The sequence below is a fragment of the Helicobacter sp. T3_23-1059 genome, assembly GCF_053654515.1.
Genome location: NZ_JBSIUV010000012.1, coordinates 13,166 through 35,848, shown reverse-complemented (window position 1 = coordinate 35,848; position 22,683 = coordinate 13,166). Strand labels below are relative to the sequence as shown.

The following is a 22,683-nucleotide window of genomic DNA, read 5'->3' as shown; positions in this document are numbered from 1 at the left end:
TTACATCTCCTTGATTTTTTCTATGATTTGGGTAGGCGATATGCTCCTACCATTTGCTTGCCCCATAAATTCGACTTTGCGCTCCAAAATCCGCTCGACTTCCTCCAAATACTGCCCTTTGTTTAGCTCTATGACTAGGATTTTGCTAAATTTTTCTCCTAGCTCTTTAAGCCTTTTTTGCGGACTAGGCCAAATCGTGATCGGGCGAAATAACCCGACTTTTTTGCCCATTTTCTTTAGCTCTATCATCGCTTCTTTTACAGATAGTGCCGTAGAACCATACGCGATAATGGCTATATCAGCCCCCTCTAAATCCAACTCCTCATTTTTGCAAATATGCTCCTCCCTAGAATCTATTTTTGCAAATAGCCTATCAATCAACGCCTGCCCTTGAATCGCATCTTCGGTAGGGAATCCAAGCGGTCCGTGTGCTAGCCCTGTGATATGGTAGCGATAGCCTTTAAAAAACGGATTTAATATCGCACTCTCGTTTGCTCCAACTTCATAAGGACGATATTCTTTTGGCTCGCCACTAAATTCCCTACGATTTATGATTGTTTTTGCTACATCGGCAACTTCTGGGATATATGCCTTGCCATACATATGTCCTATCGTCTCATCTAGCAATAAAAATACAGGTGTCATTAGCTCTTCTGCTAGATTAAACGCACGAATCGTTTCGGTGTAGGATTCTTCTAAATTACCCGGTGCTAATGCTACGGCTTTAAAATCTCCGTGAGTTGGGTGCTTTAAAAAACTTATATCGCCCTGCGCTACACGAGTAGGCATACCTGTGGAGGGACCTGCACGCATTACATTTGCGATAACTAGGGGTATCTCTGCCATAAATCCAAGCCCAATTTGCTCAACCTTTAGAGAAATGCCCGGACCTGAACTACCTGTCATTGCTTTTACGCCACTCATTGCCGCACCCAAAGACACGCAAATCCCGCCAATCTCATCTTCCATTTGGATAAATCTACCGCCATTTTTAGGCAAAAGCACGCTTAATTCGTGCATAATGTCTGAAGAAGGCGTGATAGGATACCCACCATAAAATCTACAACCTGCATCAATAGCTGCCTTTGCTACTAATTCATTGCCACCTGAAATTACTTCTCGCATTCTATCTTCCTTAATATTTTATTTAAAGTGCCATATATTTATTTTCACGCACTTTTTGCGCTCTATCTTGCGCTTCTTGCGTGAGTTTAGCAAATTTAAAATCTTTTCTATCTGCGACATATATCGCAAAATCTGGGCAGTGCAATTCACATTCACAGCACCCTATACAGCTCTCAGGGTGTGCTACTTGTATGACTTTGCCTAGCACTTTATGCGTATCTTGTCTCATAGATAGCACTCCTGCTGGACAGCGCGATACGCATATATCACACGCTTTGCACCTTGCTTCATTTACCCAGACAGGCGTATTATCTGGGGATACCATATTAGACATATTCTCTCCTTTAATTGTTGCTTTTGTGTTTGTCGCTTTTGTGTAGGAATTATAAGCTAGATTCTCTAAACAAATGCGCGTTGGAATTGCAAAATGTGAAGTTTAATGAGAATATTTAGAGGTTTTTGATTGTTACAAACGATTTACCTCTTTAGATTCTCATTTTGAAATCCTTTTTGCAATCGGGGGAAATTGTGATATAAATCAACTTAAAATAACCTTATTTAGTAAAAGATTTTTTTACTATTTTGCAAATTTTGGAATTTTTGTAGCATTTTCGCACAAAAATGCGAGATTCTCTAAAAGAAAGATTTTGCAAAACTTACCCCAAAATCGCGTCCCAAACCCCAAACTTGTCTTCCAATTTTGCCCTCCAAGACTTGTCATCATAGATTCTGCAAAATCACACAAAATCTATCCACGCACAAAACCACGCACAAAATCTATTTTTTAAAATTTTCTTTATGCTCTTTATAAGTCTTGCTAAAACTATGTTTTCCCTCTTTGTTGCGCACGAAGTAGAGATAATCCACTTTAGCTGGATTTAGCGCGGCTTTTATGGCGTTTATGCTAGCACTGCCAACAGGCGTTGGTGGGACTCCTTTATTTAGATAGGTGTTAAATTGTGATTTATCTTTGCGGATTCGCTCAGGCGTTACTTTTGAGTGAGAAAACTCTCCATAATTAAGCGAGCCATCCATTTGCAGAGGCATTCCTAATTTTAAGCGATTGTAAATCACTGCCGAGACAAATGGCATTTCTTCAATGCTAGCGGCTTCTTTTTGGATAATCGAAGCCATCGCGACATATCTAAACCATTCGTTTTGATTGTATCGTCCTAGCATTTTTATCGATAGATTTTTGTGCTTTTGCAGTGAAAAAGATACAAGATTTTTGATGATTTCTTCTTCGCTTATGCCATTTGGAATCTTATAAGTATCAGGCAAAATCACGCCCTCAATATATGGCGAATACTGCTTAAATGCGACTTCTAGCTTTTCTTTGCTTAGAGAAAATTTATGCGCAATTTGACGGATAAAAAAATACATTGTCTCCCCCGGAATAAGCGTGATTTGGGATTGTGCGGCTTTAGCAGAAGTAAGTAGGTATAAAAAATCCCCTTTAGAAATATTGTATTTAGTGCTAGAATCTATGTCATTTAGCATTTGCAAATGCGATAGATTTTGATTTGTAGTTTGGCTAATCTCATTAAATGATTTATCGCTAAGATTTTCTTGTATGTCGCAGGCTATGCTTACGCCTTTTATGCCTGTGCTCATATCGATTATTCCATATTGTGGTTTGCCTAAAAAGCGCAAAATGTTTTTGTCAAATTGATTAACTTCAAAGCCATTGTTGCTTAAACTTGTTATAATTCCTGCGATACTTCCTTTAGGCACGCTAATCATTTGAGTAGTGCAAATAGGCAATGCCAAATACCAAAAGAATACTAAAATGACGATAAAAACCCCATCTAAAAAATTACTTAGCGTTTGTATTATCCTCTTTCTTGTCATTGCTACCCTTTTTGGTGGATTTGCGCTATTGTATTCGGGCGTGCGCATAGAAAATATAAAAATCGCCAAAGTTTCTATTAGTGGATTATACCTACGATTGCATAATAAATTTATCCTAGAAGTCCAAGAAATAGACTTATCTAACATAAACAACGACAAAACAAAGAAAAACGATTTTGATACAAGCAATATCACAGACTATGTCAAATACGCTACTTGGGGGATTGCTTATTTTGAGCATTTAGATATTAAGCGCATTGTGCTAAATAAAGAATATGTCGCCTCCGTGTCGTATAATGGCGAGGTGTATTCTCTCTCTTTCCCTAGACTTCAAGCGGTTTTTGATGTTAGCACAAAAGATAATAATATGCTACTTGACATAAAATATTTGACAATGAGTAAGCCAGATTTTAGTATCGGTGGGCGTATTATTTACTCGCCAAAAGGCAAAAAAGTAGGCTTTGGGCTTGTGGTGCTACCGATGAATATGGAGGATTTAAAAGATCTAAATACGACAAAAATCGCACAATTTAATAACCAAAATCAAAACCCCCAAAATCAAACTACCTCAAACAACTCCACTCAAAATGCCCCCACCAACGAAATAAACACCAATAATCAAGCAAAATTATTTTTGCAAGGAAGTAGTGATTTTAAAACCCTAAAACTTCAAGCCAAAACTACCAAAATCAAAAATTTAGATTTTTTAGCGGAGATTTTGGGTGGAAGTGAGATTTTGCCTAGCTTAAATTTGTGGCTTTTTAATGCCCTAGATTTTGAAAGCATTGAAGTAGTGGATTCTCATTTGGATATTTCGCTAAATCCTAAGCAATTTGTAAAATCTATCTTGCAAAACACCACCGCACAAGCAAAAGTCCAAAAAGTAGCCTACTACTTGCCAGCTACTTTATCGCCAGCTACTTTACTAAGCCCAAGTAATGGCAAAAAAGCAGAATCCAAAAAAGAGCGATTTCCTACGCCATTTATCGCAAAAACGATGCAACTAACAATGAAAGAGGGCAGTCTAATCCTATCCCCAGAATCTTTTAGCTACGATGTGTTATCGCTTGCAGGGACAAATCTTATTTTTTCTTTTGGTAAAAATTCTTTTAGTGAAAAGCCTATGCTACACATTGATTTACATTCTCCCAAAGTATCGCTATCTCAAGGGGTGCATAACCTACTAAAATATTTTAGTATAAGCCTGCCTATCGATAATGTCAAAGGCGATATAAAAGCCCAAGTTGGCATTAGTATTGATTTATCAAAAAAGAAAAATACACAAAATCTAGATTCTAAAAAAGACGCTAAAGACGCCACACAAGAAATAACCCAAAACAACAAAACGGATTCTTTAGATTTTGCTATGGCAAATCCTAGTCAAGCGATTGCCCAACAAGCGATTACTCAAAATAAAAAAAATGCCACAAATAATGATTTACCAAAATCCACTCCCCAAACCCAATCTAGCATTATCGTGCAAGGCACTATCAGCGCAAAAGACGCTACTTTGCAGGCTTCTAGCATTGATTTGCTTACCAAATCCGCCCTCGTGCAAATCAACATAAATCCAAATGCCACAGATTCAAAAAAAGAAAATAATATCATCATAGAAACCAAAAATACAAGCTATGAAAATCTTTTTGACATAGACACCAAAACCACTATAAACCTAGATGAAAAACGGCTAAAAACAAGCCTTTTTGTACATTCGCTTCGTGTCAGCACAAACCCACAAGTAAATGAGCGGATTTTAAACCCTAAAAACATACAAAAACGAGAGGATTTTCTAAAAGAGCTAAACAAAAAATCTAGCCATAAAGAGCGCATTAAGCCCGTGTATTACGCAAGTCTAAGTGGCACAAAAAACATAAAAAGCGATTTGCAAAACGATAGCCTTGCAAATATTTCGCTTGAAAATATATTGCTTGCGAGGCTAGATTCTAGCCAAGAAACAGAATCTAGCGATTTTGTAATGCCAAAACCTATGCAAAATCTAAATATCCCAAGCACGACTTCACCTAGCATAAATACACCTAACACAAATATGCCAAGCCCAAAAAGTAGCGCACCTACAAGCCCAAGTGCCACACCTCCTAGCATAGAGCTACCCACTCCCCCCAAGCAACAACCAAAAAAAGATAAAAAACCAAACGCCATCATCGAAAAAACAGGCGATATGCTATTACCAAAAACTGCTAATGAACCTCGAAAAAATAACACAAATAGTGCCGAACAAATCGCAAAACTACACCCAAATGATAATGATGATGGCGATGATGGCAACGATAGCACCATAGATATGCCAAAATCTAGCCCTAAAAACCTCCCCACAAAAGATTCTAAAAACACACAAAATCCAAAAAAAGAAATCAAAAATATAGAATCCAAAAATACACAATCAAAAAAAGCAAAATCTAAAGATTCTAACGCCAAAATATCACAACACCGCAGCACAAATCAAGCGACAAATACCCCTAAGCATAGTGGCAAAATCATCACAAAAGGCGTTGAGCTAGATTTTAGCAAACCAATGAGTGAAGCTACAATGCGCGCTAAAATCATCGAGCTAATCAAAGCGCAAAATGAGACCGTTTTTACTTATGATATTTTTCGTGCCGACAAACAGATTTTGCCTCAAATTGACATAGATATGGATTTTTCAAGCGATGAAATCTCTATAAATATCCCAAGCCTACAAACTTATGCAAAAATGCTAAATAGTCAAATTGTCATTGCTGTGCGCGATTTTGCGTTTTTTGCGCCCTATTCGCCGTTAATGAAATATTTAGGGCTTCACTCTGGTTCAGCGATTTTGCATTTGCGCTCGGCAAAAGATATTGCCTTTGAAGTGCAAATCAAAGATTTTCCTACATTTTTGCTAAAAAAAGACAAAACCCCGTTTAAAGATTTTGTCTTTCAAGGGCAGTATAAAGACGATAAATTGCGCATAAAAAGTGCGCCACAGGGGCTTATCTCATTTGAATCCTATGACAATACAATGCTTGTTAGATTTAAAAATGTAGATATTGATATAAACGCGCTTTTATCAAGCAAAATCCCAGCCCTTGAGGAAGCGTTTAGCATTTCAGATGAAAAAAGCGCGGTGTTTAGCAAAGAGCAGATTTTGGCTGAAAATGAGTTTTTGCGACAAAAGCGCAGGTATGAGCGACAAAACAATATAAAACCCCATATAATCGCTATTGAAGCGCAAAATATTGTAGGGTTTTATAAGCAAATCACCCTGCCTTTTGATGATTTTAACGCAAAAATCCGTGATGATAGAATCACTGCCGATGCCACCTATGGCAATGGCATTGCAAATATTGATATTATCCACGGAAATACGCTTTTTAAAGCGGGCAATTTTAGTGCGGATTTTCTAAACAAAGTCATCGGGCGCAAAATCGCAGAGGGAGGGCTTTTTGAAGCGGGCGGAATCTATAAAAATAATATTTTTAATGGCGAAATTTCTATGCAAAACACGAGCTTTAAGGGCTTTGCTATCGTGCAAAATATCATAGGACTAATCGATACGATTCCATCTCTTGTGATGTTTCGCTCGCCCGGACTTAGCTCAAAAGGCTATGAAGTCAAAAATGGCAAAATCATCTTAGGGTTAAATGCTGAATATATCGCCTTAGAATCCATCGATTTAATCGGCAAGACAATGGATATAAAAGGAAATGGGATTATTGAAATAGATTCTAGTGAAGTGGATATAGGGCTTTCAATCTCCACGCTAAAAAGCCTAACCTCCGTGCTAAATAAAATCCCAATCGTAGGCTATCTCATACTCGGCAAAGACGGCAAAATCACTACCCAAGTCAGCGTAGATGGCACGCTAGAAAATCCAAAATCTCAAGTAAGCCTAGCCCAAGACATACTAACCGCACCGCTAAATATCATCAAACGCGCATTTACGCCTGTGGATATGCTAATTGATGAAGTGGTAAAAAGTATCGACTAAATGCCTTTATCTAAGCTAAATGAGCAGCAATACGCCGCTGCTACCGCACCGCTAGGACATAATCTAATCATCGCTTCAGCAGGCACGGGCAAAACCTCTACGATTGTGGGGAGGATAGCACATTTGCTAGAATCTGGCATAAAGCCAAATGAGATTTTGTTGCTAACTTTTACCAACAAAGCCTCCCAAGAAATGATAGAGCGCGTAAGCAAAAGATTTGGCAATATCGCTAAAAACATAGAATCAGGGACTTTTCACGCCGTAAGTTATCGATATTTGCGCGAAAAATACTCCATAAGTCTAAAACAGCCAAAAGAACTAAAAGTGCTTTTTAAATCCATAGCCCAAAGCAGAGTCTATGTCGAGCAAACTTCCACCCCGCCATATTCTGCGCAATATTTATTTGATATTTATTCGCTTTTTGTAAATGCAAGCGGGGGATTAGATTTTGCAAAATGGCTAGAGGGCTACACTTCTAGCGATCATAGCGCGTATATCCCCATTTATGAGGGAATCTTTGATGAATATGCCGAGCTAAAAAAATCGCATAATTATATGGATTATAATGATTTGCTAGTGCATTATGCAAAAGAAATGGCACAAATCCCCTGCCCTTATGCTGAAATATTATGCGATGAATACCAAGATACAAATCCTCTCCAAAATCAAGTCATAAATTCTATCGCACCAAAAAGCCTTTTTTGCGTGGGGGATTATGACCAAAGCATTTATGCGTTTAATGGCGCAGATATTAGCATTATTTCAAATTTTACCAAGACTTATGCGGATTCTAAAGTATGGACACTAAGCAAAAATTACCGCTCCACGCGCTATATATTAGATTTGGCAAATCAAGTCATACAAAAAAATGAGCGCGTCTATCCAAAACAACTAGAAGTCATCAAACAAAACGAGCCAATCCCTCCAAAACTACTTGCCTTTGATGAGTTATTAGCCCAATATCACGGAATCGCTAAGCGGATTTTAAGCGCGAATTATCCATTAGAAGACATTGCTATTATCTATCGCAATAATTCTAGTGCTGATGGCTGTGAAGCCTGCTTAAGAGAGCTAAATATCCCTTCAAAGCGCAAGGGCGGGATTAGCTTTTTTGACGCAAAAGAAGTGGCATTATTGCTTGATATTTGCTCTCTTTTGCATAATGGCAAAGATATGATGTCCTATATCAATGTCCTAAGCTATGGGCAGGGCATAGGAAATGCGATCGGCAAAGAAATCTATGACGCATTGTGCAACCTAAGCGCAAATAGCACAGAAAATAAAAATGCAAAAATAGGCTTGCTAAATCCAAGTAGAGAGATTCGCCCATACACACAAAGGGCAAAAAACTCACAAATCGGGCTTTTTGATGATTTTTTTGCCTTGCAAGATTCTAAGCGATTTGATAGCGTCATAAAAAATGCTAGCTTTGCTTCTCACCCGATTTTATCCCACCCAAAGCTAAATGAGCAAGGTGCGGAGTTTTTGGATATGTTTTATGAGTTAGTTTCAGCGGCAAATCCACATACCCACCCAAGCAGGCTTATCGCCCACATCGCAAAATCTAGGCTTTATGCGCATATCACAAAGCTACTTTGCAATCAAAGAGCAAAAAACAAAGACGGCGTAATCGATGAAAATCTAGCAAATGACGCTATGGAAAAAATACAGCGCAAAGTTATCTTGCTAAGCGATATTGCCAAAAATTACGAAAATCTAGGGCGGTTTTTAAACGCGATGATTTTGGGCAGCAGTGAAAACACTCAAGGAAGTGGGGTAAATTTACTAACCATTCACGCGGCAAAAGGACTAGAATTTGGAATGGTGTTTGTCATTGATTTAATGGATGGGCGATTCCCAAACCGCAAGCTAATCAGCAAAGGAGGTAGCATAGAGGAGGAGCGGAGGCTTTTTTATGTGGCGATTACTCGGGCAAAAGAGATTTTATACCTCTCTTATGCCAAAAAAGACGCGATAAAAAACATTGATTATGCGCCGTCATTGTTTTTATATGAAGCAAATATGATAAAAAAAGAGGAATAAATATTAGATAAATCCTTGCAAACATATCTCTAAAAATCCTTACAAAATCTTACAAAAATATTTAAAAAAACCGCTTTGCAAAATCTTTTGCAACACGGTTTTGCAAAAAAATACCTGAAAAAATCGCTTTTTAAAACAACTTGCAAAACCCTGCCAAAACTTACAGCAAATACCATATAAATTAAGCCACGATTTTTATTAAAATCCACAAAATCTACTTTTTTTAGCAATGCTACATTTGCAAAATCTACATATTTATTTCTTTGATTTTTTACGCTTTTTTATTTATGTATTGGTTGGTTGTTTTTTTTTTTTTTTTGTAGTATGCGATTTTTAGCTAGCAGGTGTTAATCTTGTTAGAAAACAAAACAAAGGAGAAAAAATGCAAAACAAAAAGGAAAATTTAGGCATAAATGATGTATTTGAGCTATGGATAAACCACACATTGCAAGACAACCTAACAGGCGCGGAGTTTGATAAACTTACCGATTTTGCAAACAATTTATCAAAAGAGGATTTTTTACCAAATCAAGGGGTAGTATTAGGTATAGCGAAAATGTGGGGTTTTGATGACATATCTAAAACAAACAAACCCAACATAAGCGAAGAGGATAAACAAGAGCTAAAATCACTTGAACAAAAAGCTAGGGAAATTCTCATAGAAGAAGCTAAGGGTTTGGATTTTGATGGATTTAAAAAACTACTTGAATGTGCGCATATCAATCAAAATACAGGCAAAAAAAATACAAACCAAAATACAGGTGAAGTTATAGATTTTCGGCTTAGCAACAAAACTAACAAAGTTAGCAACAAAACTAACCAAGCAGAATACGCAGGAATTGAATTATACAAAGAGGAATCTAGCAAAAAAGAGGAATCTAGCGAGGAAGTAGAATATAAAATAGGTGGCAAATTGCTTGAAATATTGCGACAAAATCTAACAGGCAGAGAATTTAGCGAATTTAGTGAATGTGTAGAAAATGATGACGCGTCAAATTATGATTTGTTTGAGAAAGCAAAAGACATTCTCATTAAAAGTTTAGAATCCTATCCCATACTAATTGCAATAAGTAGGGAGCGCGCTTTTGTTGGGATTCCTCTAAAAGATATGTTTAAATAAAATCTTTTTGTCCTTTATAGATAAAAGCAAAACCTTTAGGAGTGCAAATGAAAGAAATCAAATTTAGCCTATTTGTCGGTGATAACGAAGCTAGCGACTTAGAATCATTGCGTGAGAATTTTAATTTTAACGATATTTTGACGCATTTTAAAAGTGGCAAGCTAGAAAAATGGCTAAAAGCGCAAGGCTATGGGCAAGAATATGAAAAAGTCTCAAATCTAAGCAAAGATTCTTTAGATGAGGAAGCGATAATCACCCTATGCAAAATCCTAAAATCCCCGCATTCTAGCGATGAAAATCAGCTAAAAGAAATCAGCCAATATGTAAGATATAGCAAAGATAAGCAAGAGTTTTTTGCTAGGATTAAAGATGTGCAAGAAGCAGAAAAAGAGATTCTAAACAAATATCACAAAGGGTTTTTTGCCCTTATTGAGACTATCATCGCTTACAAAGATGATATTCCCACCATAAGATCTTGCTTAAATACTATCATCAAAGATTATGATTTGTTATTTTTCCTGCATTTTTATCATATTTTTAGAATGCTTTCCTATCGCGCTCCATTGGCGATTTTTATATGTTTTTGTATAGAGGATTTAGCTCTATTTTTTCGCCCAGAAAATCTCACTCAAAATAATTGGGAGCAATACTTCACAAAAAAGCTAGGCACAAAAGCAGAATTTAAAAACAACTATATAAAAACAGATTTTTTTATGTTTCATACAAGTGTGCTAAATTGCCAACTTTTTCTTAAAACAGCTTATCAAAATATGCAAGATTTTGAAGCAATGCGAGAAAATAATATTTCACACATAAAAGAAGCAAAAAATCTAACTTGTAAAGAATGGCATAAAGTTACGGAGCAAAAAGAGATTTTAGTCCTAAAAGCAAGTGGAGGCTGTGTCCTAAGAAGTGCGGGCGATATAAATAATGATCCAAAAAAGCAGGCATACGCAAAAGATGGCACGCCTATCCCGCTTTTGCTAAATGGACTAGAAGTAAGAATCTCATCTACTAGCGATAAAGTCATATATTTAGAGGTGTAGAGCGATGAAAAATGACTCCATAGCTTACAAACTAAAATCTCGTATAAACGCGCTATGCTCGCTGATTTTTATCAAACATTATGATTTTGATATGGTGGATTTGCTACTAAAATCTATCAAAAATGATGACACACAAATCTATGAGTTTCATAACGCTTTTGGTGGGATTGATTTTGAAACAAAAAGGATTTTTAATAACGACTTAGAATCTAGCGCAAGCCTAGAAAATTTCCTAAAAGACAAAGTACAAATGCTAAACAAAAAAATAGCACACAACGACAAAGGCGATATGTTTATCGTGCTAAAAGACATAAGCCAAGATGAGCTAAAAAACACCAAAATAAAATCCCTCCTCAAATACATCGCGCAAAATACCAAAAATATTGATGGCTATGATTGCACGATTTTTGTCATATCGCCATTGCTACACATCGAGCCAGAGCTAGAGCACCTAATCACCATTTTTGAAATCCCAAACCCTAGCGATGATGAAATAGAAACGATGATTAGAGAGTTTGCAAGCGATATTGATGATTCTACCCTCAAAGAAATCGCGCTATCTTTCAGGGGAATGAGCGAATACCAAATCACGCAAATACTCTATCTCATATACCAAAGCGGAGGGGAAATCACCAAAAATGATAGCCAAACCATAATCGATGAAAAAAAGCAACTTATCAAAAAACAAGGCGGACTAGAAATCATAAACACAAAAGAAAATATACAAAATCTAGGCGGGCTAAAGGCATTGACAAAATGGCTTACGCAAAAAGCTAAGATTATGCAAAATCTACCTTTGGCACGGCAATACAAAGTCGATACCCCAAAAGGCGTGATGATAGTAGGAATGCCCGGCTGTGGCAAATCCCTCATCGCAAAAGCAAGTGCTAATTTGTTTGGGATTCCGCTTATTAGGCTTGATGTGGGGGCTTTGCTTGGAAAATACATAGGGCAGAGCGAAGAAAATATGCAAAGGGCTTTAAAACTAAGCGAGGATATAAGCCCCTGCGTGCTTTGGATAGATGAGATAGAAAAGGCTTTTTCGGGGATTGGGAATGCACAAGGACACGAAGTAACCACGCGACTTTTTGGGCAATTTTTGACTTGGCTACAAGAAAAGATTGCGCCTGTATTTGTGCTAGCTACGGCAAACAACATAGAAACAATGCCACCTGAATTTTTGCGCAAAGGCAGGTTTGATGAGATATTTTTTGTAGATTTGCCCGATAAAGATGAGCGAAAAGAAATCATCAAAATCCATTTAGCTAAGCGCGAAAAATCGCTTGAAAATATTGATTTAAATGAGCTAGCCCAAAAATGTGATGGGTTTAGCGGAGCAGATATAGAATCTGCCATAAAAGAGTGCATAGAATCTAATTTTTGTGATTCATTAGATTCTATGTCAAATATGTCAAAAATCACTACGCCAAACATCACTACGGAGGATTTGCTAAAACATATCCAAAACACCAAAAGCATATCAAAAACGCTAAAAGACAAAATCCAAAAAATACGCGAAAAAATACAGCAAATGGATATAAAGCCCGCCAAAGGCACAAGCGATAGCCACACGCAAGCAACTTTTGCAAAAAACACAGCAAAAAGCAAAGATAGTATGTGCGAGATGATTTTTAGACAATTTGGAATCGCATAAACTAAAATCTAAAAAAGGAGCAAAAATGCAAGACGCCACACAAAACACACAGGAAACCACGCTATTTGGAAAAATCAGCAAATGGATAGAAAAAAAGCTAGATAAAAAAAAGCAAAATCAAATTCAAAAGATTATCGAGGATTTTTTGCAAAGCTATGCAGAAAATAAAGACAAAATGGAGCTACAATTATGGCTAAGTATGAAGCTAAAACAAGAGCTAAACATTTTACAGCAAGAAGCGCAAAATCTAAGCGATGAGATTATCCACCACCTAAAAATAACCGAACAAAAAAAGCAAGAATTGCTACAAGCCACAAACATAGGCAAAAGCACAAGCGTATGGCTACAAAATGAGATAATGACAAATGCAACTACAAGCGATGAAACTACACAAAGCGAGCCAAGCACATTGCAATACTCAAGCCAAGATATGGCAAATGAGAATCTAAAAACATATTTACAAGACATTGACACGCAGATAAATCAAGCAAATGATGAAATGCTAAGCACGATTAGCACAAAAACAGGTGAAATAAGCCAAAATCCAAATTTAGATGGATTTATCGCAGAGCAACACCACGCAGATACTTTCAACATAAATGCCAAAGCAAATGGAAGCCCCTATCGCGCAGAAGTGTGCCACAGCACCAATAAAAATTCGGTAGATGTTGTCATCAAAGATGAGAGTGGCAAAATCGTAAAAAAATACCAACTTAAATGTGGAAAAGATGCAGAATCTACAAAGGCATTATTTGACAAAGGAGACTATCGCGGACAACAAAAGCTAGCCCCTAGCGACCAAAAAGTAGAGCTAGAACAAGCAGGCGAAAAAGTAACCGATGTCATAGAAGCACCCGATGGCACAAGAAGCAATCCTTTAACCAAACAAGAAGCCAAAGAAATGCAAGAGAGGGCGCAAAATGGAGAGTTTGATAAAGTGTATGATTGGGAGGGTAATGTAAGTTTAAAAGATGCTAGTTTGGGCGTGGCAAAAAACGCTCTAGCAGCGGGGGCTTTGGGCGCGGGGTTTGGAGCTGTGGTGTATATGGGTAGCAAATGGCTAAATGGAGAAAAAATCACAGCAAATGAGCTAGTAGAAGAATCTATAAAATCTGGCGCGGATTTTGGTGTCAAAGCAGCTACTGCTGGTGCGCTAAAAGTTACCGCAGAAAAAGGGCTTTTAGGACCATTAGCAAAGGGATATGGAATGTGCGTGTGGGCAAATGTGGCTTTTGGGGCTATCGAAAATGCCAAAATATTTGCAGATTTTGCTAGAGGAAAAATAAGCTGGGAGGAATGCAAAGATCAAATAGGACAGACAACCGCAAGTATCACAGCAGGCGCAATAGCGAGCGTAAAAGGTGCTGGAGTGGGCGCGACTCTTGGGGCGATTTTTGGACCTGTGGGTAGTGCTGTGGGTGGATTTGTCGGGGGCGTGGTTGGATATATGGCAGGAAGTGAAATAGGCAAAGCAGTCTATCAAGGAGCAAAAAAAGTCGCACAAGGCGTAGCAAGCGCGATAAAAGGCGTAGGCTCTGCTATAAGTAGTGGCATATCAGCAGTGGGTAATTGGTTATTTGGTTAATACCACATATAAAATCTATTTTGCAACAAATTTATAGCAAATTTATCAGCAAAGCGATTTTTTACGCAATCCAAAATCTAACCAAAATAAAAAGCGCGTAATGCAAAAACGCGCTAAAATCTATCGATTATGCGCCGTCATTATTTCTATATGAAGCAAATATGATAAAAAATGGGGAATAAACTTTAAATGTATTAAAGCAAAATGTTAATTTTTTGTTAATTGTTTTTTTTTTTTTTTGTGTAAAATAAAAATTAGTTTTTTGCAAGTGTGGTTTTGTCGCGCTTTTTATGTTTTTTGCAGTTTATTGCATAGGTAGTGTTTTTATTTCTTGCGCTATCTTGGTTTGGCATATTTTAGTCGTTTAGATTTCATGGTTTGCAACAACACTTCGCACATTTACACAAAGGAGATTTTATGTTTAAAAGTGTCGCTTCTAAAATTATGAGCATTTCTCTTGGGATTTTTATCGCTGTGTTTGGCATATCTACTTTTATCAACTACAAGCAAACTTCGGCTGAAACGATTGAGACTTATGAGGGACTGCAAAAAACCGCGCTTAACTCATCATTTCTTACGATAAATATTACGATGAATATCGAAGCCAATCAGCAATTAAACAACTTAGCAAACTTGCTTTCAAGCATTGATAGATATGACTATATAGCACAGCGTAGGACACTGCTAAATCTAGCGAGATTTATCGGCTCACCACTTGTGTTTGTCGTGTATGAAAATGATGGCAAACTAATCTCACAAAGTGCCAAAGACAAAGAAAGTAGCTTAAAAAATAGCGATGATGGCAATGCCTTTGATTTTCGCCAAAGAGAATGGTATCAACAAGCCAAAACCAACAAAAAACTTATCGTTTCAGACCCTTATGAGAGTAAGGCAGCAGGATATGAAGGTGTGGTTGTTAGCACGATTGCGATGCCTATTTATGACAATGGCACATTTATAGGTGTGATCGCGGCAAATGTGATTCCCACAGAATTTCAAAGCAGATTTGATAAACTTAAACTAAAAGAATTGCCAAGTTTGAAAGTGTTTTTGGTGGATTCTAAAGGCAGTATTTTTGTCCACGAAAATCTAAAAGATTCTAATAAAAGCGAGTTTGATACATTAGGAGCGCAGATTTTGACACAAAGCAAGTCAAACCCAAATGGGCGAGTTGATACTTTATTTATGGGGCACGACAAAGTTATTTTTTATCAAACAATGCCTTTTGGCTGGATAATCGCCACAGAAGCAAACAAAAGTGATTTTGTCGAAGTGATTCACAAATCGCTTATAAGCTCGCTAAGTATCGCATTTTTGCTGATTATTGTTGGTGGGGTTGCCCTGCTTTTTATCATTAGACATTTTTTTAAGCCATTAAGCCTTATGCAAAATGGATTAAACGCATTTTTTGATTTTGTAAATCACAAAACCAAAATCCAGCCAAAACCACTGCCTATCAAAAGTAATGATGAGTTTGGCTACATTTGCAAATCTATCAATGAAAACATAGAGCACACCAAATCAAACCTAGCCCAAGATGAAAACACCATACTGCAATCAACCAAAACCGCAGAGCAAATCCAAAATGGGAATCTAACCGCTAGAATCACGCAAAACCCAGCAAGTCCGCAATTAGTAGAGCTAAAAAATGTGCTAAATAAAATGCTAGATTCTTTGCAAAAAACAATAGGTAGCGACACAAATGAAATTGAGAGAGTTTTTTCTTCATATACAAATTTAGATTTTACCACCCAAGTAGCAGGGGCAAAAGGCAAAGTCGAAGTCGTTACCAACACGCTAGGGCAAGTCATCATAACAATGCTAAAATCTAGCTCGCATTTTGCAAATGAACTAAATAGCCATTGCAAAGAGTTAGAAGAATCTATGCAAAAACTCACAAAAGCACAAGAATCTCAAGCCTCCTCAATCGAACAATCAAGCGCAGCAGTCGAGCAAATCAACTCCTCTATGCAACAAGTAAATCACAAAACGCAAGAATGCTCCAAACAAGCAGAGGATATTTGCAATATCGTAAGCGTGATAAAAGACATAGCCGAGCAAACAAACTTGCTAGCTCTAAATGCCGCTATCGAAGCAGCAAGGGCAGGCGAGCACGGACGCGGATTTGCCGTAGTCGCCGATGAAGTGCGAAAGCTAGCAGAGCGCACCACACGAAGCCTTAGCGAAATCGAAGCAAATGTAAATATCCTCGTGCAATCTGTCGTAGAAATGAGCGAATCCATAAAAGAGCAAACTATCGGTTTAGAGCAAATCAATGAAGCCATAACCGAGCTAGACACCGCCACACAGGACAATGTAGAAGTCGCAAGAACCACAGACAATATCACCAAGCGCGTAAATGGCGTGGCAAAAGAAATCCTTGTAGATGTCAATAAAAAGAAGTTTTAGCAAAAGTCAATAAAAAAGTTTTGGCTAAGTGGTTTGTGAGATTTTTTGCGCTTTGTCGTTACTGCGATATTTTGTCATTAAAATCAAGTTTTGCAATGATAGCGACAGAATCCTAGCCCAAAATGACAGAACTTTCTTTGTCATATTGGGTTTTCTCAAGAATCCGAAGTATCCAGTCATTATGAGATTCTGCAATTTTTACAAAATTGCAGAATCGTGGAAATCTAAAATCCCCTCCCTTAGCGGAGGATTTTGCCTTTTATCCCCCTCCCTTAGCACGAGGAGGACTTTTTCTCTTAATCCCCCTCCCTTGCGGAGGGGGTTAGGGGGTGGGTATCTTGTCATACTAAGCAAAGCGAAGTGTCTCAAAACCTTGATTTTGTCATACTGAGGGCGTAGCCCGAAGTATCTCTAAATTTCAAAATACAAATAGAGATATTTCGCGCTCACGCGCTCAATATGACAAAAAACATTTCGTCATTGCGAGAGGTCGGCACGATTTCGTGGCAATCCATAAATTCCAAAGAAATAGATTGCCACGAATTTGCAACTTTTGGCAAAGTCGCAAATTCTCGCAATGACAGCAACATTTCTTACACTAAAAACATTTGTCATACTGAGAGGTTTCGTAAAAAAACAGAAGTATCGCAAATATAACCAAACAAAAGAGATATTTTGCTAACGCTTAAGTATGACAAAAAAACTCAGTCATTGCGAGCAATGGCATTATTTCCCCCTCCATTGCGGAGGTGGATTAAGGGGGTGGTTTTTTTGCGAGAATTTGCATTCTTATCATTGCGAGTTTTTGTTGCGACTTTGCCAAAAATTGCAAAAATCTAACACACGGCAATCCACACTCACGCCGTCATTGCGAGTGGATTTTGCATAAAATCCGCGTGGGAATATTATAGAATCAAAATCCTTGCTAACAATGGCAGAGATTTTAGCGCGGAGATACTTCCTTATTCACAGAGCTACTCCATCATTCGCAGAACTCATTTTTCATTCATATAGCTATTTTCTCATTCACGGAGTTATTTTTTCGTTTGACAGAGATACTACCTTAAACTCACAAAGCTACTCTCACTCACGAAGCTACTATCTCGCTTGGCAGGGCTACTCTCTTAATTTTTTTGTATATGTTTAGATGCTTTAATATATGCTTGCACTACGATAAATAGTATCTTTTTCTTAAAAATTTTGGCTTATATTTGCTAAAAAGCTAATTTTTTCGCCCTGTATCAAAATCGCTGAAACACAATATGGCAAGGAGTTTATAGTATTTATAGATTTTGTGTTGGGTTGCTTTTTTTGATTATCTTGTGCATTTTGCTCCAAAAAATATATATCAATACTTTTGTAGATTTTGTCAAGTTTTTTGGGATTGATAGCATAGGCTGGGCAAGCGCGTGCATAGCTTTTGACTTCGATAAAATGCAAAACTATATCTTTTTTGCAATCATTCTTAAAATCCAAAACTTCAAGCGCGATAATATCTATCTCGCCAAATCGTGTAAAAAAATTGCGCTCTAAAATCTTAAATCCATTAGATTCTAGCCACGCACAAGCCCTATCCTCGCCTAGTTTGCCTTTTTGTTTTGTGGTATGTTTGGAGGTGTTTTTGGTGCTTTTTGATTTTGCAAATTCTGCAATTTTTGTATTTTTTATGAGATTTTTATCCATAGATTTTCTTGATTCCTTACGATTCCTTACAAGGTATTTTGCAAAAATAATTATGCCTAAAAATGATATAATTCGCTTTTATTTTCACGCATAAGGACACGAAATGGGACGAGCGTTTGAGTATCGCAGGGCGGCAAAAGAAAAGCGGTGGGATAAGATGAGCAAGGTATTCCCCAAACTTGCCAAAGTCATCACAATGGCGGCAAAAGAGGGCGGTGGCGACCCAGCGATGAATGCCAAACTCCGCACCGCCATAGCCAATGCCAAAGCCCAAAATATGCCAAAGGATAATATTGACGCGGCGATAAAGCGTGCTAGTGGCAAGGACGGGCAGTTTAGCGAGGTAACTTACGAGGGCAAGGCAAGTGGAGGTGTGCTGATTTTTATCGAATGCACGACTGATAATCCCACGCGCACGATTGCCAACATAAAGAGCTATTTTAACAAAACACAAGGTGCACAAATCGTCCCAAACGGCTCGCTAGAATTTATGTTTGCACGCAAAAGTGTGTTTGAGTTTGTGCTGCCAGAGGGGAGTAGCGCAGAGGAAGTGGAGTTAGCGTTGATTGATTATGGATTGGAGGAGCTAGAGCGGGCGGATTCTAGCGCAGATTCTGAATCTAGAGCGGATTTTAGTGGTGAAAATAGTGCGAAATACGCTGCGATTGGAGATTATAGCGATTTTGGGACATTGAGCGAGGGGTTTGAAAAGCTAGGGATTAGCGTCCAAAAGGCGAGCCTGCAGAGAATCCCAACAAGCCCCATTAGCCTAAGCGAGGAGCAAACCCTAGAGCTAGAAAAGCTTCTTGATAGAATCGAAGAAGATGACGATGTGCAGGCGGTTTGGACAAATTTGGCGTAAGATTTTGGGTAATTTTTTAAGAATGTGATTTTGCACAACGCGATTTTTTTTTTGCGTCTGTATTTTTTCTGTCTGCAATTGTTATCAAAGCCTGCAATTTTTTGTGGGCGGTGTTTTTGCAAGAGCAAATCAAACGCATAAAATGTGTAGATTTTGTGTATTTTTTGTATAGTTTTTGCTTTTAGTTAGAGAGATGTTGAAACAAAGTCGCTAAAATGCGCGTTTGGTTTTTATAAACCCAAAATATCTCAAAACACCAAAACACAGGAGCTACTTATGAAATACACACAAAGACTTACCGCAAAAATTTGCGAGGATTTTCCTCAAAAGCGACTTTTTAAAAAAGCTATTTTTAGCGCAGTTGCATTTGCGCAATTTTGCGCTTCTAGCGCATTAGCAAGCCAAATCCATTGGGGCTATGGCAAGGAAAATGGACCAATGCAATGGGGAAAACTACACAATGACTACAAAGCGTGCGACACAGAGAATTTTAAATCTCCCATCAACATTTTGGATTCTAACGCCACAAATTCCACTTCAACGCTAGTTTTTAAGGACAAATATGCGCGCCCTGCGCGTGATATTATCAATAACGGACATACTTTGCAGATAAATTTTGACAAAGGTAGTGATATTGTGCTTGCAGGTAAAAATTACGCGTTGGCACAGCTACATTTTCATACACCATCTGAAAATCATCTAAATAGCAAAGAATTTCCTGCTGAAGTGCATTTGGTGCATAAAGATGCGCAAGGTAGGCTACTTGTCATCGGTGTTTTTATAGAATCTGGCAAAGAAAATCTAGCATTAAAATCGATTTTGCAATCTGTGCCTAACCAAATAAATCAAACTCAAAGTTTTTCTAGCGATTTGCTAGATTTGCTATTGCCACAAAATCGCGTCTATTATGAGTTTGAAGGCTCTCTTACTACGCCTCCTTGTAGTGGCAAAGTCAAATGGATAGTGATGCAAAATCCTATCCAAGCGAGTAAATCTCAAATCAAGCGTTTGCACAAAATCTTTGGTAACAACACGCGCGGAATCCAACCGCTTAATGACAGAAAAATAAACCTAGCCAAGTAAGTTTAGGCAATCTAGCAGATTTTATCAACTAAAACTTGCTAGATAAAACCGCTAAAAATTAGATTTTAGAACACATAAAATATCTCAAAAAGGATTTTTTAGACAAAGTCTTTGAATCTTTTTGGAATCTTTTTTTGAATATTTTTGAGATATTTTTGTGCGATATTTTTACAAAAAGGAGGTTTAAGATTTTTAAAGGAGTTAAGATTTTGTGCTACAATTTTGCAAAGATTGCTAGTCGCAAAAAAAGTCGTAAAAAGCCCGATAAATCGAAAAATATACAACGCTTAGAAACACTAAAAAAACACGACTTAAAATAACGCAAAACTTCATAAACAAAATCTAAAACAAGGCTTTGTAAATGTCTAAAACCACATATTGCAAATCTTTTGACATTATGAAAACAAACTCGCTAGATTCCCCGCATATTTTTCCCTCTTTTAATGAAATCTCAAAAATCCTCCCAAAACTATCAAAAGAGCATAAAAAATTCCCTATCTATAAAGAACTCTACGCAGATTTTATCACGCCTATAATGGCGATTTTGCGATTAAAAAGCCATTCAAAAAACGCATTTTTACTAGAATCTATGCAGGATAGAAAGCAGTGGGGGAGGTATAGTTTTTTAGGATTTGAGCCAAGTGCTAGAATCGCGTGTGTGAGGGATAATATCTGCATAGAATCTAGCGAAAAAAAACTGCTAGATTTAGCGCGATTTGGCAAAGGGATTTTAGAAAAATCGCCAAATAAAATCGTATTTTGTGCTAATCCAAAAGAGATTTTGCGCGAAGTGCTAAAAATGTATAAAAGCCCAAACCTTATCCAATTTGGGATAAAAAATATCCCGTCTTTTAGCGGTGGATTGGTGGGGTATTTTGCTTATGATTATATCGGGCTTATCGAAAAAAAGCTAGATTTTAGGCAGGATATTGCCAAAAAACATACCACAAAAAAAGCAGATAAAAAAATGGCGACAAAAGACATCGAAGTTTTTTTGTTTGATAGTCTTATCATCTTTGATAATCTCGCTCAAAAGCTACTTTTGCTAACCAATATTGACATAAATCCCAAAAAACAAAATCTACGCAAAGCCTATCAAAAAGGCATAAAAAAGCTAGAAGAAATGCAAAAAATCCTAACTAACCACACGACTAAAGAGCCAAAAGCCTTTCAGCTAGATTCTGCTATCAAAAGTTATTATGACAAAAAAGGATTTTGCTCCATCGTGGATAAAGCAAGACGCTACATAAAAGAGGGCGATATTTTCCAAGTAGTGCTATCAAACCCGCTATATGCCAAAGCTCGTGGCTCGCTTTTTGATGTGTATCGCGTGCTTCGCACTAGCAATCCATCGCCATATATGTTTTATCTCACAAGCAAGGATTTAGAAATCGCAGGTGCTTCCCCTGAAACCTTGCTAAAACTTCAAAATGGCACAATCTATACCTATCCTCTTGCTGGCTCGCGCCCGCGTGGCAATAACCTAGCCCAAGATGAAAAGCTAGCAGATGAATTATTGCGTGATGAAAAGGAACTAAGCGAGCATAATATGCTAGTGGATTTGGGGCGAAATGACATAGGTAAAGTCGCAAAAATCGGTAGCGTGCAAGTGGAGCAGTATCAAAATATCGTGCGTTACTCGCATATTATGCACATTTCTTCAAGGGTTAGCGGGATTTTGCGAGATGATAAAGACGCATTTAGCGCGCTAGATAGTATTTTCCCCGCTGGCACACTATCTGGCGCACCCAAAATCCGCGCTTGTGAAATCATAAATGAGCTAGAAAATCACTATCCAAGAAAACAAAAAAGCGCGACAAAAAATCACGCAATCCAAAATCGTGGAATCTATGGCGGGGCGATAGGCTACCTAGATTTTAGTGGAAATATGGATATGTGCATAGCGATTCGTTTGGTGGTAAAAAATAAAAATCATATTTTTGTGCGCTCTGGTGCTGGAATCGTTTATGATAGCGATGGCAAAAAAGAATATATCGAAACCCAACACAAGGCAAAAGCAGTGATAAACGCTCTAAAAACCGCTTCGCAAAATGCGCAAAAATTGAATGCAAAATCTCACATATCAAAGATATGCAAGTCAAAAAATCGCAAGTCAAAGATTGTCGCGCAAGATTTTGGACTTTGTCGCACAAAAGCACAAAATCCCAAAAAGCGTAAAAACTCGCAAAAAGCACAAAATCTTGCAAAAAAGCATCTAAAAAGCAAAATCTTAAAATCTAAAAACCACTAAA

Annotated in this window: 19 protein-coding genes; 14 read left to right on the top strand and 5 right to left on the bottom strand. The window is 37.6% G+C overall.

Going from position 1 to position 22,683, the window contains the following annotated elements; genetic code table 11:
* Both ACWIX0_RS05030 and ACWIX0_RS05025 read right to left on the bottom strand, forming a co-directional pair.
* Window positions 1-1,125: a 2-oxoglutarate synthase subunit alpha gene (locus ACWIX0_RS05030; protein WP_454172491.1), complete on the bottom strand. Its 1,125-nt coding sequence runs from the start codon at window positions 1,123-1,125 to the stop codon at window positions 1-3.
* A gap of 22 nt (window positions 1,126-1,147) precedes the next feature.
* A complete protein-coding gene (locus tag ACWIX0_RS05025; RefSeq protein WP_454172489.1) occupies window positions 1,148-1,459 on the bottom strand; it encodes a 4Fe-4S binding protein in 312 nt (103 codons plus the stop codon).
* 313 nt (window positions 1,460-1,772) lie between these two features.
* Between ACWIX0_RS05025 and ACWIX0_RS05020 the strand changes: the two genes are divergently transcribed.
* Entirely contained in the window at window positions 1,773-1,913 is a 141-nt protein-coding gene (locus ACWIX0_RS05020; RefSeq protein ID WP_454172487.1) for a hypothetical protein, read from the top strand.
* Here ACWIX0_RS05020 and mltG read toward each other — a convergent pair.
* Complete coding sequence (gene mltG / locus ACWIX0_RS05015; protein ID WP_454172485.1) at window positions 1,903-2,976, bottom strand: endolytic transglycosylase MltG; 1,074 nt, start codon at window positions 2,974-2,976, stop codon at window positions 1,903-1,905. The genes ACWIX0_RS05020 and mltG overlap by 11 nt on opposite strands.
* On the opposite strand from mltG, the gene ACWIX0_RS05010 reads away from it, so the two are divergent.
* The 7 genes from ACWIX0_RS05010 (at window position 2,915) to ACWIX0_RS04980 (ending at window position 16,803) form a co-directional block, all read left to right on the top strand.
* Window positions 2,915-6,946 carry a YhdP family protein gene (locus ACWIX0_RS05010; protein WP_454172483.1) on the top strand — a complete coding sequence of 1,344 codons (4,032 nt, stop codon included), beginning with the start codon at window positions 2,915-2,917 and terminating at the stop codon, window positions 6,944-6,946. The genes mltG and ACWIX0_RS05010 overlap by 62 nt on opposite strands.
* Window positions 6,947-8,989: an ATP-dependent helicase gene (locus ACWIX0_RS05005; RefSeq protein ID WP_454172481.1), complete on the top strand. Its 2,043-nt coding sequence runs from the start codon at window positions 6,947-6,949 to the stop codon at window positions 8,987-8,989. It abuts the gene before it with no gap.
* Between the two features lie 382 nt (window positions 8,990-9,371).
* Entirely contained in the window at window positions 9,372-10,109 is a 738-nt protein-coding gene (locus ACWIX0_RS05000) for a hypothetical protein (protein WP_454172479.1), read from the top strand.
* Between the two features lie 47 nt (window positions 10,110-10,156).
* The gene (locus tag ACWIX0_RS04995) at window positions 10,157-11,155 is read left to right on the top strand and encodes a hypothetical protein (RefSeq protein ID WP_454172477.1); all 999 of its coding nucleotides are present in this window, start codon (window positions 10,157-10,159) and stop codon (window positions 11,153-11,155) included.
* 4 nt (window positions 11,156-11,159) lie between these two features.
* Entirely contained in the window at window positions 11,160-12,809 is a 1,650-nt protein-coding gene (locus ACWIX0_RS04990; RefSeq protein ID WP_454172475.1) for an AAA family ATPase, read from the top strand.
* Window positions 12,810-12,834: 25 nt separating this feature from the next.
* Complete coding sequence (locus ACWIX0_RS04985; protein WP_454172473.1) at window positions 12,835-14,394, top strand: hypothetical protein; 1,560 nt, start codon at window positions 12,835-12,837, stop codon at window positions 14,392-14,394.
* Window positions 14,395-14,811: 417 nt separating this feature from the next.
* Window positions 14,812-16,803, top strand: a complete 1,992-nt coding sequence (locus ACWIX0_RS04980) for a methyl-accepting chemotaxis protein (protein WP_454172471.1) — start codon at window positions 14,812-14,814, stop codon at window positions 16,801-16,803.
* Between the two features lie 198 nt (window positions 16,804-17,001).
* Here ACWIX0_RS04980 and ACWIX0_RS04975 read toward each other — a convergent pair whose 3' ends face one another.
* Window positions 17,002-17,172: a hypothetical protein gene (locus ACWIX0_RS04975; protein WP_454172469.1), complete on the bottom strand. Its 171-nt coding sequence runs from the start codon at window positions 17,170-17,172 to the stop codon at window positions 17,002-17,004.
* Window positions 17,173-17,262: 90 nt separating this feature from the next.
* Between ACWIX0_RS04975 and ACWIX0_RS04970 the strand changes: the two genes are divergently transcribed.
* Genes ACWIX0_RS04970 through ACWIX0_RS04960 form a run of 3 tightly spaced genes read left to right on the top strand, consistent with a single transcriptional unit; the run spans window position 17,263 to window position 17,950 of the window.
* Window positions 17,263-17,460, top strand: coding sequence for a hypothetical protein (locus tag ACWIX0_RS04970; protein ID WP_454172467.1), 198 nt, complete (start codon window positions 17,263-17,265; stop codon window positions 17,458-17,460).
* Window positions 17,461-17,494: 34 nt separating this feature from the next.
* Window positions 17,495-17,692, top strand: a complete 198-nt coding sequence (locus ACWIX0_RS04965; RefSeq protein ID WP_454172465.1) for a hypothetical protein — start codon at window positions 17,495-17,497, stop codon at window positions 17,690-17,692.
* Window positions 17,693-17,734: 42 nt separating this feature from the next.
* Entirely contained in the window at window positions 17,735-17,950 is a 216-nt protein-coding gene (locus tag ACWIX0_RS04960; RefSeq protein WP_454172463.1) for a hypothetical protein, read from the top strand.
* Window positions 17,951-17,994: 44 nt separating this feature from the next.
* On the opposite strand, the gene ACWIX0_RS04955 is transcribed toward ACWIX0_RS04960, so the two are convergent.
* Window positions 17,995-18,486 (bottom strand): YraN family protein, encoded by a 492-nt coding sequence (locus tag ACWIX0_RS04955; RefSeq protein WP_454172461.1) that lies wholly within the window; start codon window positions 18,484-18,486, stop codon window positions 17,995-17,997.
* 103 nt (window positions 18,487-18,589) lie between these two features.
* On the opposite strand from ACWIX0_RS04955, the gene ACWIX0_RS04950 reads away from it, so the two are divergent.
* The 3 genes from ACWIX0_RS04950 to ACWIX0_RS04940 all read left to right on the top strand — a co-directional run bounded on the left by ACWIX0_RS04950 (window position 18,590) and on the right by ACWIX0_RS04940 (window position 22,682).
* Window positions 18,590-19,348, top strand: a complete 759-nt coding sequence (locus tag ACWIX0_RS04950) for a YebC/PmpR family DNA-binding transcriptional regulator (protein ID WP_454169236.1) — start codon at window positions 18,590-18,592, stop codon at window positions 19,346-19,348.
* A gap of 276 nt (window positions 19,349-19,624) precedes the next feature.
* On the top strand, window positions 19,625-20,431 hold the full coding sequence (locus ACWIX0_RS04945; RefSeq protein WP_454172460.1) for a carbonic anhydrase: 807 nt from the start codon (window positions 19,625-19,627) through the stop codon (window positions 20,429-20,431).
* Window positions 20,432-20,792: 361 nt separating this feature from the next.
* Entirely contained in the window at window positions 20,793-22,682 is a 1,890-nt protein-coding gene (locus ACWIX0_RS04940) for an anthranilate synthase component I family protein (protein WP_454172458.1), read from the top strand.
* Window position 22,683 lies beyond the last annotated feature (1 nt).